This is a genomic window from Mycobacterium sp. 1164985.4 (assembly GCF_001668575.1).
Taxonomy (GTDB): domain Bacteria; phylum Actinomycetota; class Actinomycetes; order Mycobacteriales; family Mycobacteriaceae; genus Mycobacterium.
Map to the genome: position 1 here is coordinate 46,594 of NZ_LZMD01000053.1, position 16,416 is coordinate 63,009.

At 67.5% G+C, this 16,416-nt stretch carries 19 protein-coding genes and 1 tRNA gene; 11 read left to right on the plus strand and 9 right to left on the minus strand.

Going from position 1 to position 16,416, the window contains the following annotated elements; all coding sequences use genetic code 11:
* Window positions 1-106: 106 nt before the first annotated feature.
* Entirely contained in the window at window positions 107-439 is a 333-nt protein-coding gene (locus A5650_RS08540; RefSeq protein ID WP_067288953.1) for a hypothetical protein, read from the plus strand.
* Between the two features lie 88 nt (window positions 440-527).
* Window positions 528-1,202: a cAMP-activated global transcriptional regulator CRP gene (crp, locus tag A5650_RS08545; RefSeq protein WP_064347819.1), complete on the plus strand. Its 675-nt coding sequence runs from the start codon at window positions 528-530 to the stop codon at window positions 1,200-1,202.
* A gap of 92 nt (window positions 1,203-1,294) precedes the next feature.
* Here the strand turns inward: crp and A5650_RS08550 are convergent, their stop codons facing one another.
* The 3 genes from A5650_RS08550 to sp36 are packed head-to-tail and all read right to left on the minus strand — an operon-like array spanning window position 1,295 to window position 2,678.
* Window positions 1,295-2,068, minus strand: coding sequence for an MBL fold metallo-hydrolase (locus A5650_RS08550; protein WP_067288956.1), 774 nt, complete (start codon window positions 2,066-2,068; stop codon window positions 1,295-1,297).
* Window positions 2,065-2,520: a RidA family protein gene (locus tag A5650_RS08555; protein WP_067288959.1), complete on the minus strand. Its 456-nt coding sequence runs from the start codon at window positions 2,518-2,520 to the stop codon at window positions 2,065-2,067. The genes A5650_RS08550 and A5650_RS08555 overlap by 4 nt, the downstream gene beginning before the upstream one ends.
* A complete protein-coding gene (sp36, locus tag A5650_RS26730; protein ID WP_090278496.1) occupies window positions 2,517-2,678 on the minus strand; it encodes a Sp36 family protein in 162 nt (53 codons plus the stop codon). The genes A5650_RS08555 and sp36 overlap by 4 nt, the downstream gene beginning before the upstream one ends.
* A 76-nt stretch (window positions 2,679-2,754) precedes the next feature.
* On the opposite strand from sp36, the gene bagA reads away from it, so the two are divergent.
* Window positions 2,755-3,774 (plus strand): ATPase BagA, encoded by a 1,020-nt coding sequence (bagA, locus tag A5650_RS08560; protein WP_067288981.1) that lies wholly within the window; start codon window positions 2,755-2,757, stop codon window positions 3,772-3,774.
* 31 nt (window positions 3,775-3,805) lie between these two features.
* On the plus strand, window positions 3,806-4,933 hold the full coding sequence (gene bagB, locus A5650_RS08565) for an ATPase BagB (RefSeq protein WP_067288984.1): 1,128 nt from the start codon (window positions 3,806-3,808) through the stop codon (window positions 4,931-4,933).
* A 34-nt stretch (window positions 4,934-4,967) separates the two neighbouring features.
* On the opposite strand, the gene A5650_RS08570 is transcribed toward bagB, so the two are convergent.
* Window positions 4,968-5,324, minus strand: coding sequence for a WhiB family transcriptional regulator (locus A5650_RS08570; protein WP_067288989.1), 357 nt, complete (start codon window positions 5,322-5,324; stop codon window positions 4,968-4,970).
* A 295-nt stretch (window positions 5,325-5,619) separates the two neighbouring features.
* On the opposite strand from A5650_RS08570, the gene ponA2 reads away from it, so the two are divergent.
* The 5 genes from ponA2 (at window position 5,620) to A5650_RS08595 (ending at window position 11,763) form a co-directional block, all read left to right on the plus strand.
* Entirely contained in the window at window positions 5,620-8,082 is a 2,463-nt protein-coding gene (gene ponA2 / locus A5650_RS08575; RefSeq protein ID WP_067288993.1) for a transglycosylase/D,D-transpeptidase PonA2, read from the plus strand.
* Window positions 8,083-8,153: 71 nt separating this feature from the next.
* Complete coding sequence (locus A5650_RS08580; RefSeq protein WP_067288996.1) at window positions 8,154-9,116, plus strand: metallophosphoesterase; 963 nt, start codon at window positions 8,154-8,156, stop codon at window positions 9,114-9,116.
* Entirely contained in the window at window positions 9,113-10,219 is a 1,107-nt protein-coding gene (gene cds1, locus A5650_RS08585; RefSeq protein ID WP_067289000.1) for an L-cysteine desulfhydrase Cds1, read from the plus strand. The genes A5650_RS08580 and cds1 overlap by 4 nt, the downstream gene beginning before the upstream one ends.
* 359 nt (window positions 10,220-10,578) lie before the next feature.
* A tRNA-Pro gene (locus A5650_RS08590) sits at window positions 10,579-10,652 on the plus strand.
* 91 nt (window positions 10,653-10,743) lie between these two features.
* On the plus strand, window positions 10,744-11,763 hold the full coding sequence (locus A5650_RS08595; protein WP_197501821.1) for an iron-containing redox enzyme family protein: 1,020 nt from the start codon (window positions 10,744-10,746) through the stop codon (window positions 11,761-11,763).
* On the opposite strand, the gene A5650_RS08600 is transcribed toward A5650_RS08595, so the two are convergent.
* Both A5650_RS08600 and A5650_RS08605 read right to left on the minus strand, forming a co-directional pair.
* A complete protein-coding gene (locus A5650_RS08600; protein ID WP_067289017.1) occupies window positions 11,743-11,997 on the minus strand; it encodes a CDGSH iron-sulfur domain-containing protein in 255 nt (84 codons plus the stop codon). The genes A5650_RS08595 and A5650_RS08600 overlap by 21 nt on opposite strands.
* Window positions 11,994-12,689, minus strand: coding sequence for a HemK2/MTQ2 family protein methyltransferase (locus A5650_RS08605; protein WP_067289020.1), 696 nt, complete (start codon window positions 12,687-12,689; stop codon window positions 11,994-11,996). The genes A5650_RS08600 and A5650_RS08605 overlap by 4 nt, the downstream gene beginning before the upstream one ends.
* A 115-nt stretch (window positions 12,690-12,804) precedes the next feature.
* On the opposite strand from A5650_RS08605, the gene A5650_RS08610 reads away from it, so the two are divergent.
* The gene (locus A5650_RS08610) at window positions 12,805-13,485 is read left to right on the plus strand and encodes a phosphodiesterase (protein ID WP_156744047.1); all 681 of its coding nucleotides are present in this window, start codon (window positions 12,805-12,807) and stop codon (window positions 13,483-13,485) included.
* Here the strand turns inward: A5650_RS08610 and A5650_RS27105 are convergent, their stop codons facing one another.
* From A5650_RS27105 to A5650_RS08620, 3 genes are read right to left on the minus strand one after another with little or no spacing between them, the layout of a single operon-like run.
* Window positions 13,486-13,647, minus strand: coding sequence for a hypothetical protein (locus A5650_RS27105; RefSeq protein WP_197501822.1), 162 nt, complete (start codon window positions 13,645-13,647; stop codon window positions 13,486-13,488). It abuts the gene before it with no gap.
* An 11-nt stretch (window positions 13,648-13,658) separates the two neighbouring features.
* On the minus strand, window positions 13,659-14,645 hold the full coding sequence (locus A5650_RS08615) for an LLM class F420-dependent oxidoreductase (protein ID WP_067289029.1): 987 nt from the start codon (window positions 14,643-14,645) through the stop codon (window positions 13,659-13,661).
* Between the two features lie 50 nt (window positions 14,646-14,695).
* Window positions 14,696-15,160 carry a GatB/YqeY domain-containing protein gene (locus A5650_RS08620; protein WP_067289033.1) on the minus strand — a complete coding sequence of 155 codons (465 nt, stop codon included), beginning with the start codon at window positions 15,158-15,160 and terminating at the stop codon, window positions 14,696-14,698.
* A gap of 61 nt (window positions 15,161-15,221) precedes the next feature.
* Between A5650_RS08620 and A5650_RS08625 the strand changes: the two genes are divergently transcribed.
* Window positions 15,222-16,415: a hypothetical protein gene (locus A5650_RS08625; RefSeq protein WP_197501824.1), complete on the plus strand. Its 1,194-nt coding sequence runs from the start codon at window positions 15,222-15,224 to the stop codon at window positions 16,413-16,415.
* Window position 16,416: the final 1 nt, after the last annotated feature.

Below are 16,416 nucleotides of genomic sequence, written 5' to 3' on the forward strand. Positions count from 1 at the left end.
CAGACAAAGCCACCGAAAAGGTCGTGGCAGCCGCCATCGCGAACTGGTGCGGACCGGTGACGATTCGTGATCCCGCTGAGACCTTGGGCGTGTTTACTTCTGCGTTGTGTCGTGGTTGCTCGTTGGCCTGATTCCGGGGTTGCTGATGGCGGCGACGCTCGGGCTGCAGCGGCTCGAGGCCGGCCTGAACCCCGATACGGTCTCGGCCACCGACGTGGCGAAATTCTTCGAGCGGGCCGAACCGTCCGATGTCGACAGGCTCGCGCGGGATGGGATGAGCCGGGCGCTGGACGGTATGCGCCAACGGCAGCACGTCGAGCATCCGATCGCCAACGGATCAACCGCGCATTTTCGGGCCGCGGATCTGCCGGTTCGGGCGTATGCCCAGCCCCGGATGAATCCGGAATTTCAGCAGACCCGACATGCCGATCGTGTGTAGCGTGGGCTGGTCACGAAATCGGGTACCTCTAGACTTATCTCGCTTACCGATAGAGGTCGGCTTCACCTAACAGCTTAAGAGGGGCAACGTGGACGAGATCCTGGCGCGGGCCGGAATCTTCCAGGGGGTCGAACCCAGCGCCGTCACCGCGCTGACCAAGCAATTGCAGCCAGTCGACTTCCCCCGTGGACACACCGTGTTCGCCGAGGGTGAGCCCGGGGATCGGCTCTACATCATCATCTCGGGCAAGGTCAAGATCGGCCGCCGGTCGCCGGACGGTCGCGAGAATCTGCTCACCATCATGGGTCCGTCGGACATGTTCGGCGAGCTCTCCATCTTCGACCCGGGTCCGCGGACGTCGAGCGCGACCACCATCACCGAGGTCCGCGCGGTGTCGATGGACCGTGACGCGTTGCGCGCGTGGATCGCCGACCGGCCGGAGATCGCCGAGCAGCTGCTGCGGGTGCTGGCCCGCCGGCTGCGCCGCACCAACAACAACCTCGCCGACCTGATCTTCACCGACGTGCCCGGCCGCGTCGCCAAGCAGCTGCTGCAGCTGGCGCAGCGCTTCGGCACCCAGGAGGGTGGCGCGCTGCGGGTGACGCACGACCTCACCCAGGAGGAGATCGCCCAACTCGTCGGCGCCTCGCGCGAGACCGTCAATAAGGCGCTTGCCGATTTCGCCCACCGCGGCTGGATTCGCTTGGAGGGCAAGAGCGTTCTGATCTCGGATTCGGAGCGACTGGCCCGCCGAGCGAGGTAACGAGCGAGCATCCGGCACCGAGCGAGGTAACGAGCGAGCATCCGGCACCGAGCGAGGTAACGAGCGAGCATCCGGTACCGAGCGAGGTAACGCTAGCGCAGGTAGTCCAGCTGCGCCTGCACACTCCATTCCGCTACGTCCCACAGCTTCTCGTCGACGTCGGTGTAGACGTGTTCAACGATCTGGCGGGCGCTGGCGTCGTCGCCGAGCACCCGCAACGCCGCACGCACCTGTTCGAGCCGTTCGTTGCGGTGGGCCAGGTACATGTCGCTGACGGCTTCGAGGTCGTCGAGATCGGGTCCGTGCCCCGGCAACACGGTGCGCCGTCCTAGGCCACGCAGTCGTCGCAGCGACTCCAGGTAGTCGGTGAGGCTGCCGTCTTCTTTGTCGATGACGGTCGTCCCGCGGCCAAGCACGGTGTCGGCGGTCAACACGGCGTTGTCGAGCAGGAACGACACCGAGTCGGCGGTGTGCCCCGGTGTGGCCATCACGGTGATGCGCAGCCCCGCCGCATCGATGACCTCCCCGTCGGTGAGCGGCCCGCCGAGGCCCCGCAGGAATCCGCTGCCCACCGATCGCACCACCGCGCCCGTGCTGTCGACGATCTTGTCGATGGCGCCGGTGTGATCCTCGTGCTTGTGGCTGATCAGCACGAGCGGGATGGTGCCCAGCTCAAGGATCTTCTCGATGTGCGCGTCGTCCTCGGGGCCGGGGTCGACGACGACCATCTCGTCGCTCCCGGGACCCCGCAGCACCCATGTGTTCGTGCCCTCCAGCGTCATCAGGCCGGGGTTGTCGCACAACAACACGGAGGCGGTGTCGGTGACCGGGCGCAACCGCCCGTATGCCGGATGCTCCGGCGTCACGCGACCTCCACGATCACTTCGACCTCGACCGGGGCGTCCCTCGGCAACTCCGAGACGCCGACGGCGGAGCGGGCATGCGCCCCGGCGTCCCCGAACACCTCACTGAACAGTTCAGACGCACCGTTGATCACACCCGGCTGGCCGTGGAATCCGGGCGCCGAGGCGACGAATCCGACCACCTTGACCACCCGGGTGACCGAGTCGATGCCGACCAGCGAGTGCACCGCGGCGAGCGCGTTGAGCGCGCACACCCGGGCCAGGCCGTGGGCCTGTTCGGGATTGACGCCGGCGCCCACCTTGCCGGTCTGCAGCAGCTCGCCGTCGCGGATGGGCAACTGGCCCGCGGTGTAGACGACGTTGCCCGTGCGCACCGCCGGCACGTACGCCGCCAGCGGCGCCACCACCGGTGGCAACTCGATGCCCAGTTCGGCCAGCCGCGCGGACGCCGTCATTTCGGGCGCTTGAGGTATGCGACGTGCTGTTCACCCGTGGGGCCCGGCAGTACGGACACCAACTCCCAGCCGTCCTCACCCCACTGGTCGAGGATCTGCTTGGTCGCGTGTGTCAGCAGCGGGACGGTGGCGTATTCCCACCGGGTGGATTCACTCATGGGCCGAGCTTATCTCCGGGCCGATTCGGGGCCGCGGACCTGCGGACGCCGAGAACCCGTTGGCTAGCATGCACGAGTGGCTTCCACTACCAATGGCGGTAGATCCGTCGGCTGGCCGTCCCGGCTGAGCAAAGCTCGCCTGCACTTCGTCACCGGCAAGGGTGGCACCGGCAAATCCACGATCGCCGCATCGCTGGCGCTGGCGCTGGCGGCGGGCGGCCGCAAGGTCCTGCTGGTGGAAGTCGAAGGGCGCCAAGGCATCGCGCAGCTTTTCGACGTCCCTCCCCTGCCCTATCAGGAGGTCAAGATCGCGACCGCCGAGGGCGGCGGTCAGGTCAACGCGCTGGCGATCGACACCGAGGCCGCGTTTCTCGAGTACCTCGAGATGTTCTACAACCTGGGCCTGGCCGGCCGCGCGATGCGCAGGATCGGCGCCGTCGAGTTCGCGACAACGATCGCCCCGGGCCTGCGCGATGTGCTGCTGACCGGCAAGATCCGCGAGATCGTGACCCGCGCCGAGAAGGGCAAGCAGCCGCTTTACGACGCGGTCGTCGTCGATTCGCCCCCCACGGGCCGCATCGCGCGCTTCCTCGATGTCACCAAGGCGGTGTCGGATCTGGCCAAGGGCGGCCCGGTGCACGGGCAGGCCGAGAGCGTGGTCAAGGTGCTGCACTCCGATATGACCGCGATCCATCTGGTCACGCTGCTCGAAGCGCTGCCGATCCAGGAGACGCTGGAGGCCATCGAGGAACTCAAGGAACTCGACCTGCCGATCGGCAGCGTCATCGTCAACCGCAACATCCCCGCGTACCTACCCACCGATGCGCTGGCCAAGGCCGCCGAGGGCGACATCGACGCCGACACCGTGCGCGCCGGGCTTACCGAGGTCGGAATCACGTTGTCCGACTCCGACTTCGCCGGGCTGTTGACCGAGACCATCCAGCACGCGACCCGGATCCAGGCGCGGGCCGAGAGCGCGGAACAACTCGACGCGCTGGACGTGGCGCGGCTGCAGTTGCCGCAGATCGTGGACGGCGTCGACCTCGGCAGCCTCTACGAACTCGCCGAAGAACTCGAACGGCAGGGGGTGCGCTGATGAACGCTCGCGCGAAGAAGGGTCGGCTCCGATGAGCACCACTCCACCGACCCTCGACATGGGCACGATCCTCAAGGACACGTCGAACCGCGTCGTGGTGTGCTGCGGCGCAGGAGGTGTCGGCAAGACCACCACCGCGGCGGCGATGGCGCTGCGCGCGGCGGAGTACGGCCGGACGGTCGTGGTGCTGACCATCGACCCCGCCAAGCGGCTCGCCCAGGCGCTGGGCATCAAGACACTCGGCAACACCCCGCAGCGGGTTCCGCTGGCCCCCGAGGTGCCGGGCGAACTGCACGCGATGATGCTCGACATGCGCCGCACGTTCGACGAGATGGTCATCCAGTACTCGGGAACCCAACGGGCACAAGAGATTTTGGACAACCAGTTCTATCAGACGGTGGCCACGTCTCTGGCGGGCACGCAGGAGTACATGGCCATGGAGAAGCTCGGCCAGCTGCTCGCCGAGGACCGGTGGGACCTGGTCGTCGTCGACACCCCGCCGTCGCGTAACGCGTTGGACTTCCTGGACGCGCCGAAGCGGTTGGGCGGCTTCATGGACAGCCGGCTCTGGAAGCTGCTGCTGGGTCCGGGCCGGGGCATCGGCCGGTTGGTCACCGGCGCGATGGGGCTGGCGATGAAGGCGCTGTCGACGGTCCTGGGCTCGCAAATGCTCTCGGATGCAGCGTCTTTCGTGCAGTCACTCGATTCGACGTTCGGCGGGTTTCGCGAGAAGGCCGATCGCACCTACGAATTGCTCAAGCGGCGCGGGACGCAATTCGTGGTGGTGTCGGCGGCCGAACCGGACGCGCTTCGCGAGGCGTCCTTCTTCGTCGACCGGCTCTCGGAGGAGCACATGCCGTTGGCCGGCCTGATCCTCAACCGCACGCACCCGATCCTCTGTGATCTGCACGCGGAGAAGGCGGAGGAGGCCGCCGAGACCATCGAGAAGAACGATCCGGAGTCGGTGACGGCCGCGGTGTTGCGGATTCACGCCGACCGGGCGATGACCGCCAAACGTGAGATCCGGCTGCTGTCGCGGTTCACCGGCGCCAACCCGCACGTGTCGATCGTGGGAGTGCCCTCGCTGCCGTTCGACGTCTCGGACCTAGAGGCGCTGCGGGCCATCGCCGATCAGATCACCGGCGAGACCGCCGCTTAGCGGCGGCAGGTGACGCGGACTTTGTCTGCGCGGATTAGACCGCGTTGCGGTGCTTGCGCTGGGCGTTGAAGAACTCCGCCCAGGAGACGACCTCGGGATGCTGCTTGAGCAGAGCGCGACGTTGCCGCTCGGTCATCCCACCCCAGACTCCGAACTCCACGCGGTTGTCGAGCGCATCGGCCCCGCACTCGAGGATCACCGGGCAATGCCGGCAGATCACCGCGGCTTTGCGCTGTGCGGCCCCCCGGACGAACAGCTCATCAGGATCGGTCTGGCGGCATCGGGCTTGCGAGACCCAGGCGATGCGTGCTTCGGCCTCGGCGCCGTGCACAACAGTGTGTGCCGAGGACGTCATCGCGGTCCTGCGCGCCGCAGGCTTGGTAGCTGACACCAGAGTTCCCTCCGTTCCAACCGCCTCCGGCAACCTCCGGTGCGGCGCACTCCCTGGTAGTAGAACGCTGATGCGATCTACGCCACATTGCGAGGGGTCAGTGTGACCTGTATCGCACTGTCCGACCAAATTAGATGGTCAAAGCCGGTCTGCGCAATACATGGAAACCCTCTTTTTTGGGACGCCCGTGCCGCCAGGGGGCAGAATTGACGTCCACGCCGGTCGAGGCGGCCGTTTCAGCTCTGTGGTCTACCGCGGGATGTCGCCGTTTTGCGACGTCGTTAGTCTGTAGGTCATGCCGGAGAGCCCGCCGAGTTCATCGCCGACTGTGCCTCCGCGGACGGTCACGGTGATCAAGCTCGCGTGGTGCGTTCTGCTTGCCAGCGTGATCACCGCGGCGTTGCTGTTCCCCGTGGTCGGCGGGTTCGGCCTGGTGTCCAACCGGGCCTCCGATGTGGTGGCCAACGGTTCGGCGCAGCTCGTAGAGGGTGAGGTGCCGCAGGTGTCGACGATGGTCGACGCCAAGGGCAACGTCATCGCCTGGCTCTACAACCAGCGTCGCTTCGAGGTGCCCAGCGATCAGATCGCCAACACGATGAAGCTGGCGATCGTCTCGATCGAGGACAAGCGGTTCGCCGAACACAACGGAGTCGACTGGCAGGGCACGTTGACCGGCCTGTCCGGCTATCTGTCCGGCAACCTCGACACCCGCGGCGGCTCGACGATCGAGCAGCAGTACGTCAAGAACTACCAACTGCTGGTGATCGCCCAGACTGACGCCGAGAAGCGGGCCGCGATCGAGACCACACCGGCCCGCAAGCTGCGCGAGATCCGGATGGCGTTGACGCTGGACAAGACATTCACCAAGTCCGAGATCCTGACCCGCTATCTGAACCTGGTGTCGTTCGGCAACGGCGCATTCGGTGTACAGGACGCCGCGCAGACCTACTTCGGTGTCAACGCCTCCGAGTTGAACTGGCAGCAGGCGGCCCTGTTGGCGGGCATGGTGCAGTCGACCAGCACGCTGAATCCCTACACCAATCCCGAGGGGGCGCTGGCTCGGCGAAACCTGGTGCTGGACACCATGATCCAAAACATTCCCGAGGAGGCGGAGGCGCTTCGTGCCGCCAAGGAGCAGCCCCTCGGCGTTCTTCCGCAGCCCAAGGAGCTGCCGCGCGGCTGCATCGCCGCGGGTGATCGGGCGTTCTTCTGCGACTACGTGCTCGAGTACCTGGCGCGCGCCGGGATCAGCAAGGAGCAGGTCGCCAGGGGCGGATATTTGATCAGGACGACGCTCGACCCCGACGTCCAAGGGCCCGTGAAGGCGGCGGTCAATCAGTTCGCCAGCCCTGACCTCAACGGCGTCGCCAGCGTGATGAACGTGATCAAACCGGGTAAGGAGTCGCACCCGGTGCTGGCGATGGCCAGCAGCCGCACTTACGGCCTGAATTCCGAGGCCGGCGAGACCATGCAACCCCAGCCGTTCTCCCTGGTCGGCGACGGCGCTGGGTCGACGTTCAAGCTGTTCACGACGGCCGCGGCGATGGAGATGGGCATGGGCATCAACGCACAGCTCGACGTGCCCGCGCAGTTCCAGGCGAAGGGCCTCGGCAGCAGCGACACCCCGGGCTGTCCGGAGGCGACGTGGTGTGTGAAGAACGCCGGCGGCTACCGCGGCACGATGAACATCACCGACGCTTTGGCGACGTCGCCGAACACCGCCTTCGCCAAGCTGATCTCGCAAGTCGGTGTGCAGCGCAGCGTCGACATGGCGGTGCGGTTGGGGCTGCGGTCCTACGCGCTGCCGGGCACCGCGCGCGACTACGACCCAAACAGCAACGAGAGCCTCGCCGACTTCGTCAAACGGCAGAACCTCGGCTCCTTCGTGCTGGGCCCGATCGAGGTCAACGCGCTCGAGTTCGCCAATGTCGGCGCGACGCTGGCCTCCGGCGGCGTGTGGTGCCCGCCGAACCCGATCGCCCAGGTCATCGACCGCAACGGCGAGGAGGTCTCCGTCACCACCGAGACCTGCGAACAGGTGGTACCTGAGGGCCTGGCCAACACGATGGCCACCGCGATGAGCAAGGACCACGAGGGTGCGGGCACCGCGGCCGCGGCGGCCGGTTCGGTCGGCTGGGACCTGCCGATGGCGGGTAAGACCGGTACCACCGAGGCCCACCGCTCGTCGGCGTTCCTCGGATTCACCAATACGCTCGCCGCCGGGAACTACATCTACGACGACTCCACCGCCCCCGGCGAGCTGTGTTCGTTCCCGCTGCGCAAGTGCGGATCCGGCAATCTGTATGGCGGTAACGAGCCGGCCCGGACGTGGTTCGCCGCGATCAAGCCGATCGCCACCAACTTCGGCGAGGTCCGGCTGCCGCCGACGGATCCACGCTACGTCGATGGCGGCCCCGGCTCGCGTGTGCCCAGCGTGTCGGGCATGACGGAGAGCACCGCCCGCCAGCGTCTGCGCGACGGCGGCTTCCAGGTCGCTGACCAGGCATCTTCGGTGAACAGCAACGCACCCCGCGGCTCCGTGGTCGGCACGTCGCCCGCCGGGCAGACGGTGCCGGGCTCGATCATCACAATCCAGGTCTCCAACGGCATCCCGCCGGCACCGCCGCCGCCTCCGCCCGGCGCGATACCCGGGCTTCCCGCGCCCGTCGGCCAGACGGTGGTCGAGATCCCCGGACTTCCGCCGATCACGGTGCCCGTGCTCGGCCCGCCGCCGCCGGCTCCACCGCCGCCGCCGTGATGCTGTGCGTTTGCCCACGCCCGGCCGGGCGAGGACGCTGAGTCGGCGGCTCTGGCAGTAGGCTCTGCAGCATGTCCGCTCGTTCGACGACGATCCTGAAGAACTCCGCCGCGGCGTCGGCTGGCGCGCTGGTCGCCGGCATCGGCTACGCATCGGTGATCGAGCGAAACGCCTTCGTGGTGCGGGAAGTGACGATGCCGGTGCTCTCGCCCGGGTCATCGCCGCTGAAGGTGCTGCACATCAGCGACATCCACATGCGTCCGGGCCAGCGCCGCAAGCAGGCGTGGCTGCGTGACCTGGTGACGCTGAAGCCCGATCTGGTGGTCAACACCGGCGACAACCTCGCGCACCCGAAGGCCGTGCCCGCCGTGGTGCAGTCGCTCTCGGAGTTGCTCTCGGTTCCCGGCGTGTTCGTATTCGGCAGCAACGACTACTTCGCACCGCGGGCGAAGAACCCCTTGAATTACGTCACCCGGCCGAGCCATCGCATTCACGGTGAGCCGCTGCCCTGGCAGGACCTGCGGGCGGCGTTCACCGAGCGCGGCTGGCTGGATCTCACCCACACCCGCCGCGAGCTCGAGGTTCGCGGCCTGACAATCGCGGCGGCCGGCGTCGACGACCCCCACCTGTCGCGCGACCGTTACGACACCATCGCCGGCCCGGCGAGTCCCGCCGCCAACCTGACGCTGGGGCTGACGCATTCCCCGGAGCCGCGGGTCCTCGACCGCTTCGCCGCCGACGGCTACCAGCTGGTGATGGCGGGGCACACGCACGGTGGGCAGCTGTGCCTGCCGTTCTACGGAGCGCTCGTCACCAACTGCGGCCTGGACCGTTCGCGGGTCAAGGGCCCGTCGCGTTGGGGTGCACGCACCCAGCTGCACGTTTCGGCGGGCATCGGCACCTCGCCGTACGCGCCGCTGCGGTTCTGCTGCCGCCCCGAGGCGACGCTGCTGACACTGGTCGCGGCGCCGATCGGCGGGCGGGACGCGGGCGCTCGGGAGGGTACGTCCCATCCGAGTGTCTCGGTGCGGTGACCGACAAGGCACTCACAGCAAGTCGTAGCGGCTCACGCGCGTGGGCGGACGAAGCGGTGCGGTTGATCGAGGCCGACGCCCGCCGCAGCGCCGACACCCACCTGTTGCGGTATCCACTGCCGTCGGCGTGGTGCGACGGTTGCGATCTGCAGCTGTACCTCAAGGACGAGACGACCCACATCACCGGCAGCCTCAAACACCGGCTGGCGCGGTCGCTGTTCCTCTACGCCCTGTGCAATGGGTGGATCGACGAGAACACCACAATCATCGAGGCGTCGTCGGGATCCACGGCGGTGTCCGAGGCGTACTTCGCAGCGCTGTTGGGCCTGCCGTTCATCGCCGTGGTGCCGTCGTCGACGAGCGCCAGCAAGATCGCCTTGATCGAATCCCAGGGCGGCCGTTGCCATTTCGTCGCCGAGTCGAGCCAGGTGTACGCGGAGGCCGAACGGCTCGCTGCGGACACTGGCGGCCATTACATCGATCAGTTCACCAACGCCGAGCGGGCCACCGACTGGCGCGGCAACAACAACATCGCCGAGTCGATCTTCGAGCAGATGCGTGACGAGGCGCACCCGGTGCCCGACTGGATCGTGGTCGGGGCCGGTACCGGAGGGACGAGCGCCACCATCGGCCGCTACATCCGCTACCGGCGCTACGCCACGCGGTTGTGTGTGGTGGACCCGGAGAACTCGGCGTTCTTTCCGTCCTACGCGCAGGGCCGCGGCGATGTGGTGACGGGTATGTCGTCGCGGATCGAGGGCATCGGGCGGCCGCGAGTGGAGCCGTCGTTCCTGCCGGGCGTCGTCGACCGGATGGTGGTCGTGCCCGACGCCGCCTCGGTCGCCGCCGCGCAGCACGCCAGCGGGGTGTTGGGCCGTCGAGTGGGTCCATCGACCGGAACGAATCTGTGGGGGGCGTTCGGCCTCCTGGCCGAGATGAGCGCGGAGGGACGAAGCGGATCGGTGGTCACGTTGCTCGCCGACAGCGGCGATCGCTACGCGGACACCTACTTCTGCGACGAGTGGCTGACCAGCCAGGGGTTGGACCCCTCGGAGTTCGCGTCGGTGTTGGCCGAATTCGAACGCTCCGGCCGCTGGCCCTGATCGTCCGCCCCGCCGATCAGCGGGCCGTCGGAAGTCAGGAACAGCCACACCGCGGCGAGCACGAAGAAACCCAGGTAGATGGATGCGCCTAGCCCAGTCATCTCGTCCTCGCTTCGTCGTTTGCTTTCAATGATGAACAACGCCACCGACAACTCTTTGCTTCCCGCGGCGTGTCGCGAATCACGACTTCGGCTGGGCGCCTATCGGCGGCGCGTCTATCGCCGTCGCGAGGCGTACACCACGGTCGCAATCCGGTGTCGAATCACGGCCCTGGTGTAGCTCTCGCGAACGGGGAGGCGTCGCACCGTAGGCGTTTGGCTTAGCGGCCCGCCGGTGCGATACGCTGTCGTGGCTTCACGCGGGGTGTGGCGCAGCTTGGTAGCGCGCTTCGTTCGGGACGAAGAGGTCGTGGGTTCAAATCCCGCCACCCCGACAAGAAGGCATCGGCTTCAGATCGACCGTGGGCGGGTGTCGTCAGCCGAACATCTGTTTGACCGGTGCGTATGCCGGGTAATGATGAGGGCGTGACTCTTCCGTCGACGCTAGTCGAGCCTGCCCTGCCGAAGGCCGTCGGACCGCTTTCCGCGACCGTCATCGACCTCCTTCAGCGAGGCCGCCCCTCGTTGCCGTTACGGCCGATCGATGTGCCGATGTTCGACGCCGACCCGTACGGTCTCGACCTCCAGCTCGCCCTCTACATCTGCTACGAGCTGCACTACCGCGGCTTCGCCGGCGTCAGTGCCCGCTGGGAGTGGAACCCCGCTCTGCTGCACCTTCGCGGCCGGTTCGAGGAGGCGTTCCTCGACGCGGTGCGCCACGACGTCGGGGAGATCGCCGAGGGCGAAACCGCGGAGGCCGAGATGGACAAGCTGTCGATCGAACCGGTCGACGGCGAGGGTCCGTCATACTTCCTGCGCGACAAGGGCAGCTGGGAGCAGATGCTCGAATACTTCGTGCACCGCTCGGTGTATCACCTCAAAGAGGGTGACCCGCACGCGTGGACCATCCCGCGTCTCGCCGGGCACTCCAAGGCCGCGTTCGTCGCCGTCGAGTTCGACGAATTCGGCGGTGGCCGTGGCGAACACGTGCATCAACACCTATACGCGGAGCTGATGGAAGCGGCAGGCCTCGACTCGTCGTACCTCGGCTACCTCGACAACGTGCCCGCCGATGCGCTGGTGTCGGTCAACCTCATGTCGCTGTTCGGGTTACACCGCGACCTGCGCGGGGCTTCGATCGGACATTTCGCGTCGACGGAGATCACGTCGTCACCCGGATCGCGCCGGTTGGTGGAGGCGTTGCGCCGCATGGGCGCTCCCGACGCCTGCGTGGCGTTCTACCAGGAGCACGTCGTGGCCGATGCGGTGCACGAGCAGGTGGTCCGCACCGATGTCGTCGGCGACCTGGTTGCGCGGGAGCCGCATCTGGATCGCGACGTGGTGTTCGGAATCCGCGCGCGGGATGTCGTCGAGGAGCGGTTGGCCAGGCATGTGATGGAGTGCTGGACCGAGAACCGCTCGTCGCTACGCCGACCGTTGAGCTGACGCGGTCTTCGCGGCCGGCGCGTTCTGCTTGGCGGGCGCGTCGGCGCGCTTGCGACACCGATGGCTGGTGTCGCACAACGGATAGTCCTTGCTGCGCCGGCACGTGCAGACCGCGACCATGAACCGGTCGGATTCCACCACCTGACCGTCGGGCATCTCGATGCGCACCGGCCCCTGCACCATCAGCGGGCCGTTGGGCACCACCCGCACGGTGCGAGGTTCGCTGTCGCTCATGGCTTGTCGGCCCGGATCACGAGCAGCTCCTCTTCGCGACGACCCGGTTCCAGGCGGCCGCACTCCTCGAGCCACAGTGCGCGCGACGTCAGCACCGGTCCGAAGGGAATCCACTGTCGCGCAACGATTTCGGCGTCCAGGCCAGCGCTGGCCAGCGCTCCGAGCGTCTGGCGCGGATCGGCGAACTCCGACTGCACGAGTAGCAGACTACCGCCGTGGTCGAGAAGATCGGGAACCGCGGCGCACAGCGGGTCGAGCACGAGGCGACCGTCGCACCCGGCGTCCCACGCGCGGGGCGGTCCCACGTACGTCGGAAGCGGATCGCATTCGGCGGTCGGATCCTGCGGCACGTACGGCGGATTGCAGACGATCAAATCGAACGGGCCGAATTCGGCTGCCCGCGCCCATGATCCGAGATGCACATCGATGTCCACACCAGATGCCAGCGCATTGCCCCGCGCGCAGCGCACCGCGCGGGGGCAGATGTCGAATGCGGTGACCGATGCGGCGCCCTGTTCGGCGGCACCGATGGCGACGACGCCGCTTCCGGTGCACAGGTCGACGACGTGGCGACCCCGCGCCAAAGCGGTTTGGTCCATGACCGAAATGAGCAGCTGAGAATCTTCCTGCGGCGCGTAGACGCCCTCATCCGCGACCAGGGGTCCACGGACATCGGTGTATGCGGTTGTCACAACGGCCTTTCGACAGGTTCTTCTGCTGCGGAAGGCAGCACTGCCCGAAATTAATGCCCCGTATCCGGGGTGTTAAAACGTCAGCGCTCGTTTTACCGGTACCCCAGGTGGGCACATGATTAGCGTGCAAGCCTCCGATATCGCCTCGTTGCCCATCCGCTTCGGCGCCGCCCTGCGTGAGCGACGCCTGTTCCACCCGTCCGGGGTGATGGCGGAGGGGATTCTCGAACGCATCGCGCCCGAGGGCGAGGGATTGCCGATGAACTCGTGCGACGTCATCGCGCGCGTCTCCAAGGGCGTCGGACTGCCGGGCGCCGTACCCGACGTCGCCGGGCTGGCATTCCGGATTCCGCCGCCACCGGACCTGCGGGCCTGCAGTCCGTGGGATGTACTGCTGGCGTCGACGGTGGCTGGGACGCGGGTCGGGCTCGCGCCGGTGTTGTCCTGGTCCGGCGCGACGTTCTCGAGCCTGATGCCGCTGCGCTTCCACAACGGTCTGTGGTGGGTGCGGGCGCGACTGGCAACCCGGATCGATGCGCCCGGGCTGTCGCTGGACGCCGTGGAACAGCAGATCGACGCCGACGGGCTCACGTTCAACATCGACCAGGCACCCGGAACGGGGGCCTTTCGCCCGCTCGCCCGGTTGACGCTTCGTCACGTGGACCCCAGCTGCGACGACATCGCCTTCGATCCGGCCATGCACAGCGACCCCGAGGTCGAGTTGGCTCCGCGCTGGCTCGGCGACTTCCGGCGGTCGGCCTACAAGCGCAGCAGGCAGGGCCGCGACGCCCAGTGATCAGGCCGTCGGCTCGCCGCCGGACTCCGCGACATCGGGAGCGTTCTCGCGGGTAGCCATGCCCCCGTCGCCGCCCTTGTCCTGCGGTCCCGTCCGTTGCGCCTTGCGCTTGTCCCGCTCTTCGGCGTCGTCGTCGTCGTAGATGCCTTTTCCGGTCGGCATATCGATCCCTTCTAGTTGGCTGCGGTCCGCAGCTTGTCCAGCAGTGGCCCCGCCGCCTCCTTGAGAAACTGCTCCTGGCCCTCGTCGCCGATCTGAACCATCGCGATGTCGGTGAAGCCGGCCTCCCAATACTTGCTAACCGCTTCGACGATCGCGTCGAGATCGGGCCCGCAGGGGATGGATTCGGCGACATCCTCTGGGCGCACATACTGCGTCGCGCCGTCGAAACCGGCGGTCGTCGGCAGGTCGGAGTTGACGGCCCATCCGCCGCTGAACCACCTGAACTGGTCGTGGGCCCGTCGCACCGCGGCGTCCTTGTCCGTGTCCCAGCAGATCGGGATCTGGCCGACGACCCGGACATCGCCGGGCAGGCCGGTCGCGCGCCTGGCCTCGTGCCATGCGTCGACCAGATCCTTGTTCGGTTCGACCGCGATCAGGTGATCCGACAGCGGCGCGAACGTCTCGACCGACCGCTCACCCGAGACTGCGGTCGCGATCGGGACCGGGGTCTCGGGAATGTCCCACAGCCGCGCCGAGTCGACCTCGAAGTACTCGCCCTTCCAGTCGACGAGTTCGCCGGTGAACAACTCGCGGATGATCTGGATCGCCTCGCGCAGCATGTCCTGGCGCCGCGCCACCGTCGGCCACCGTTTGCCGACGACATGCTCGTTGAGGTTCTCCCCGCTGCCCAGGCCGAGGTTGAAGCGGCCGTCGGCGAGGATCTGCAGTGTCGCGGCCTTCTGCGCGACGACCGCCGGGTGATAGCGCATCGTGGGGCAGGTGACGTAGGTGAACAGCCCGACGCGCTCGGTGGCGTGGGCGACCGCACCCAGCACCGACCATGCATACGGCGCGTGGCCCTGCGCGGACAGCCACGGGAAGTAGTGGTCGGAGGACACCTCGAAGTCGAACCCGGCCTCCTCCGCCGAAACGGCGTAGCGGACAAGCTCTTTTGGCCCGCTCTGCTCTGTCATCAGGGTGTATCCGAACCGCGTCATGGGTGCCGGGTACCCGACGCTTACCGGGTGAAAACGATCGCCGTTACCGGCTACAGCCGGGCCTTCACCGCCGCCGACAGCCGGGCTCCGTCGGCCTTACCCGCGGCGATCGCGGTCGCGGCCTTCATCACCAACCCCATCTGCTTGGGTCCGGGCCGCTCACCGATCTCCTCGGCGACCTGGGCGATGGCGGTGTCGGCGACGTCGGCCAATTCGGCCTCGGTCAACGGCGTCGGGAGGTACTCGTCGATGACGCGCGCCTCGGCATGCTCGTTGGCGGCCAGCTCGCCGCGACCATTCTGGGTGTAGATCTCGGCCGACTCGCCGCGTTTCTTGGACTCTTTGGCCAGGACCTTGAGCACCTCGGCGTCGGTGAGTTCCCGCGACTGCTTTCCCGACACCTCTTCGGTGGTGATCGCGGCGAGCAGCATCCGCAGCGTCGCGGTGCGCAGCTTGTCCTGGGATTTCATTGCGGCTGTGAGGTCGGCCCGCAACCGCTCCTTGAGTTCGGCCATGCCCCAAAGCTACGCCGTCACCACGTTGTCAATTCGCACCATGATCGACAGGATGGTGGCCATGAGCACCGACGCCGGCGGGTCCGGGTTCGCAGGCCCACCGCCGCCGGGCTATCCACCACCGGGCTACCCGCCCTATTACGCACCGCCGCCGGGGTATCCGCCTCCCGGCTACGCGGCCCCTCCGGGGTACGGCCCCCCGCCCGGTTATGGGCCGGCACCGGGTTACGGGCCGCCTCCGGGTTACGGACGGCCGAGCCCCGGTTACGGGCCCGCCGCACTCAAACCGGGCGTCATTCCGCTGCGCCCGCTCACGCTGTCGGACATCTTCAACGGCGCGGTCGCCTACATCCGGGCCAATCCGAAAGCCACGCTCGGCTTGACCACCATCGTCGTGGTCGCCACCCAACTGATCGCGCTGCTCCTGTCGGTCGGCCCGCTCGCCGTCGGTGGGCAGTTGGTGCCGACACTGAGCGGCGAGGAGGAGGTGTCGACCGGCGTCCTGGTCAGCACCATGCTGTCGAGCCTCGCGGGATCGGTCGCGACGGGGCTGACCTCCATCCTGCTGAGCGGTCTGCTCACCGTCGTCGTCGGCAGGGCCGTCTTCGGCTCCGGCATCACCATCGGGCAGGCGTGGCAACGGCTTCGGAGCCGAGTGTGGGCGCTCATCGGATTCAGCGTCCTCGAGGTGCTCGGCGCGATGCTGTTGATCGGCGCCGTGGTCGGCATCATCGTCGGCATCGGGTTCGCGGCAGGTGGGGCGGCCGCGGTGTTGATCGGAATCCCGTTGGTACTGGTCCTCATTGCGACGCTGGTGTACCTCGGAACGATGCTGACCTTCGCTCCGGTCATCATCGTGCTCGAGCGGCTCAGCATCGTCGCCGCCGTCCAGCGGTCGTTCGCGTTGATCAGGCGAGACTTCTGGCGAGTCTTGGGCATTCGGCTGCTGGCCGCCATCGTCGCTCAGCTCGTCGCCGGTGCGGTCGCCTTCCCGTTCAGCCTCGGCGGGCAGATCATCCTGATGGCTGCGTCGACGACGGTGGCCGCGCTGTTCGCTCTGGTGCTGCTGTCGGTCGGCGGCGCGATCGGTCAGATCATCACCGCACCCTTCAGCGCCGGTGTGGTGGCGCTGCAGTACACCGACGAACGCATCCGCAGAGAGGCCTTCGACCTGGTGCTGCAGACCGGGGCCGGTTACGGCCCCACCGCCCCGTCCGACTCCACCGACCATCTGTGGCTGACCCGCCAGAACTGAC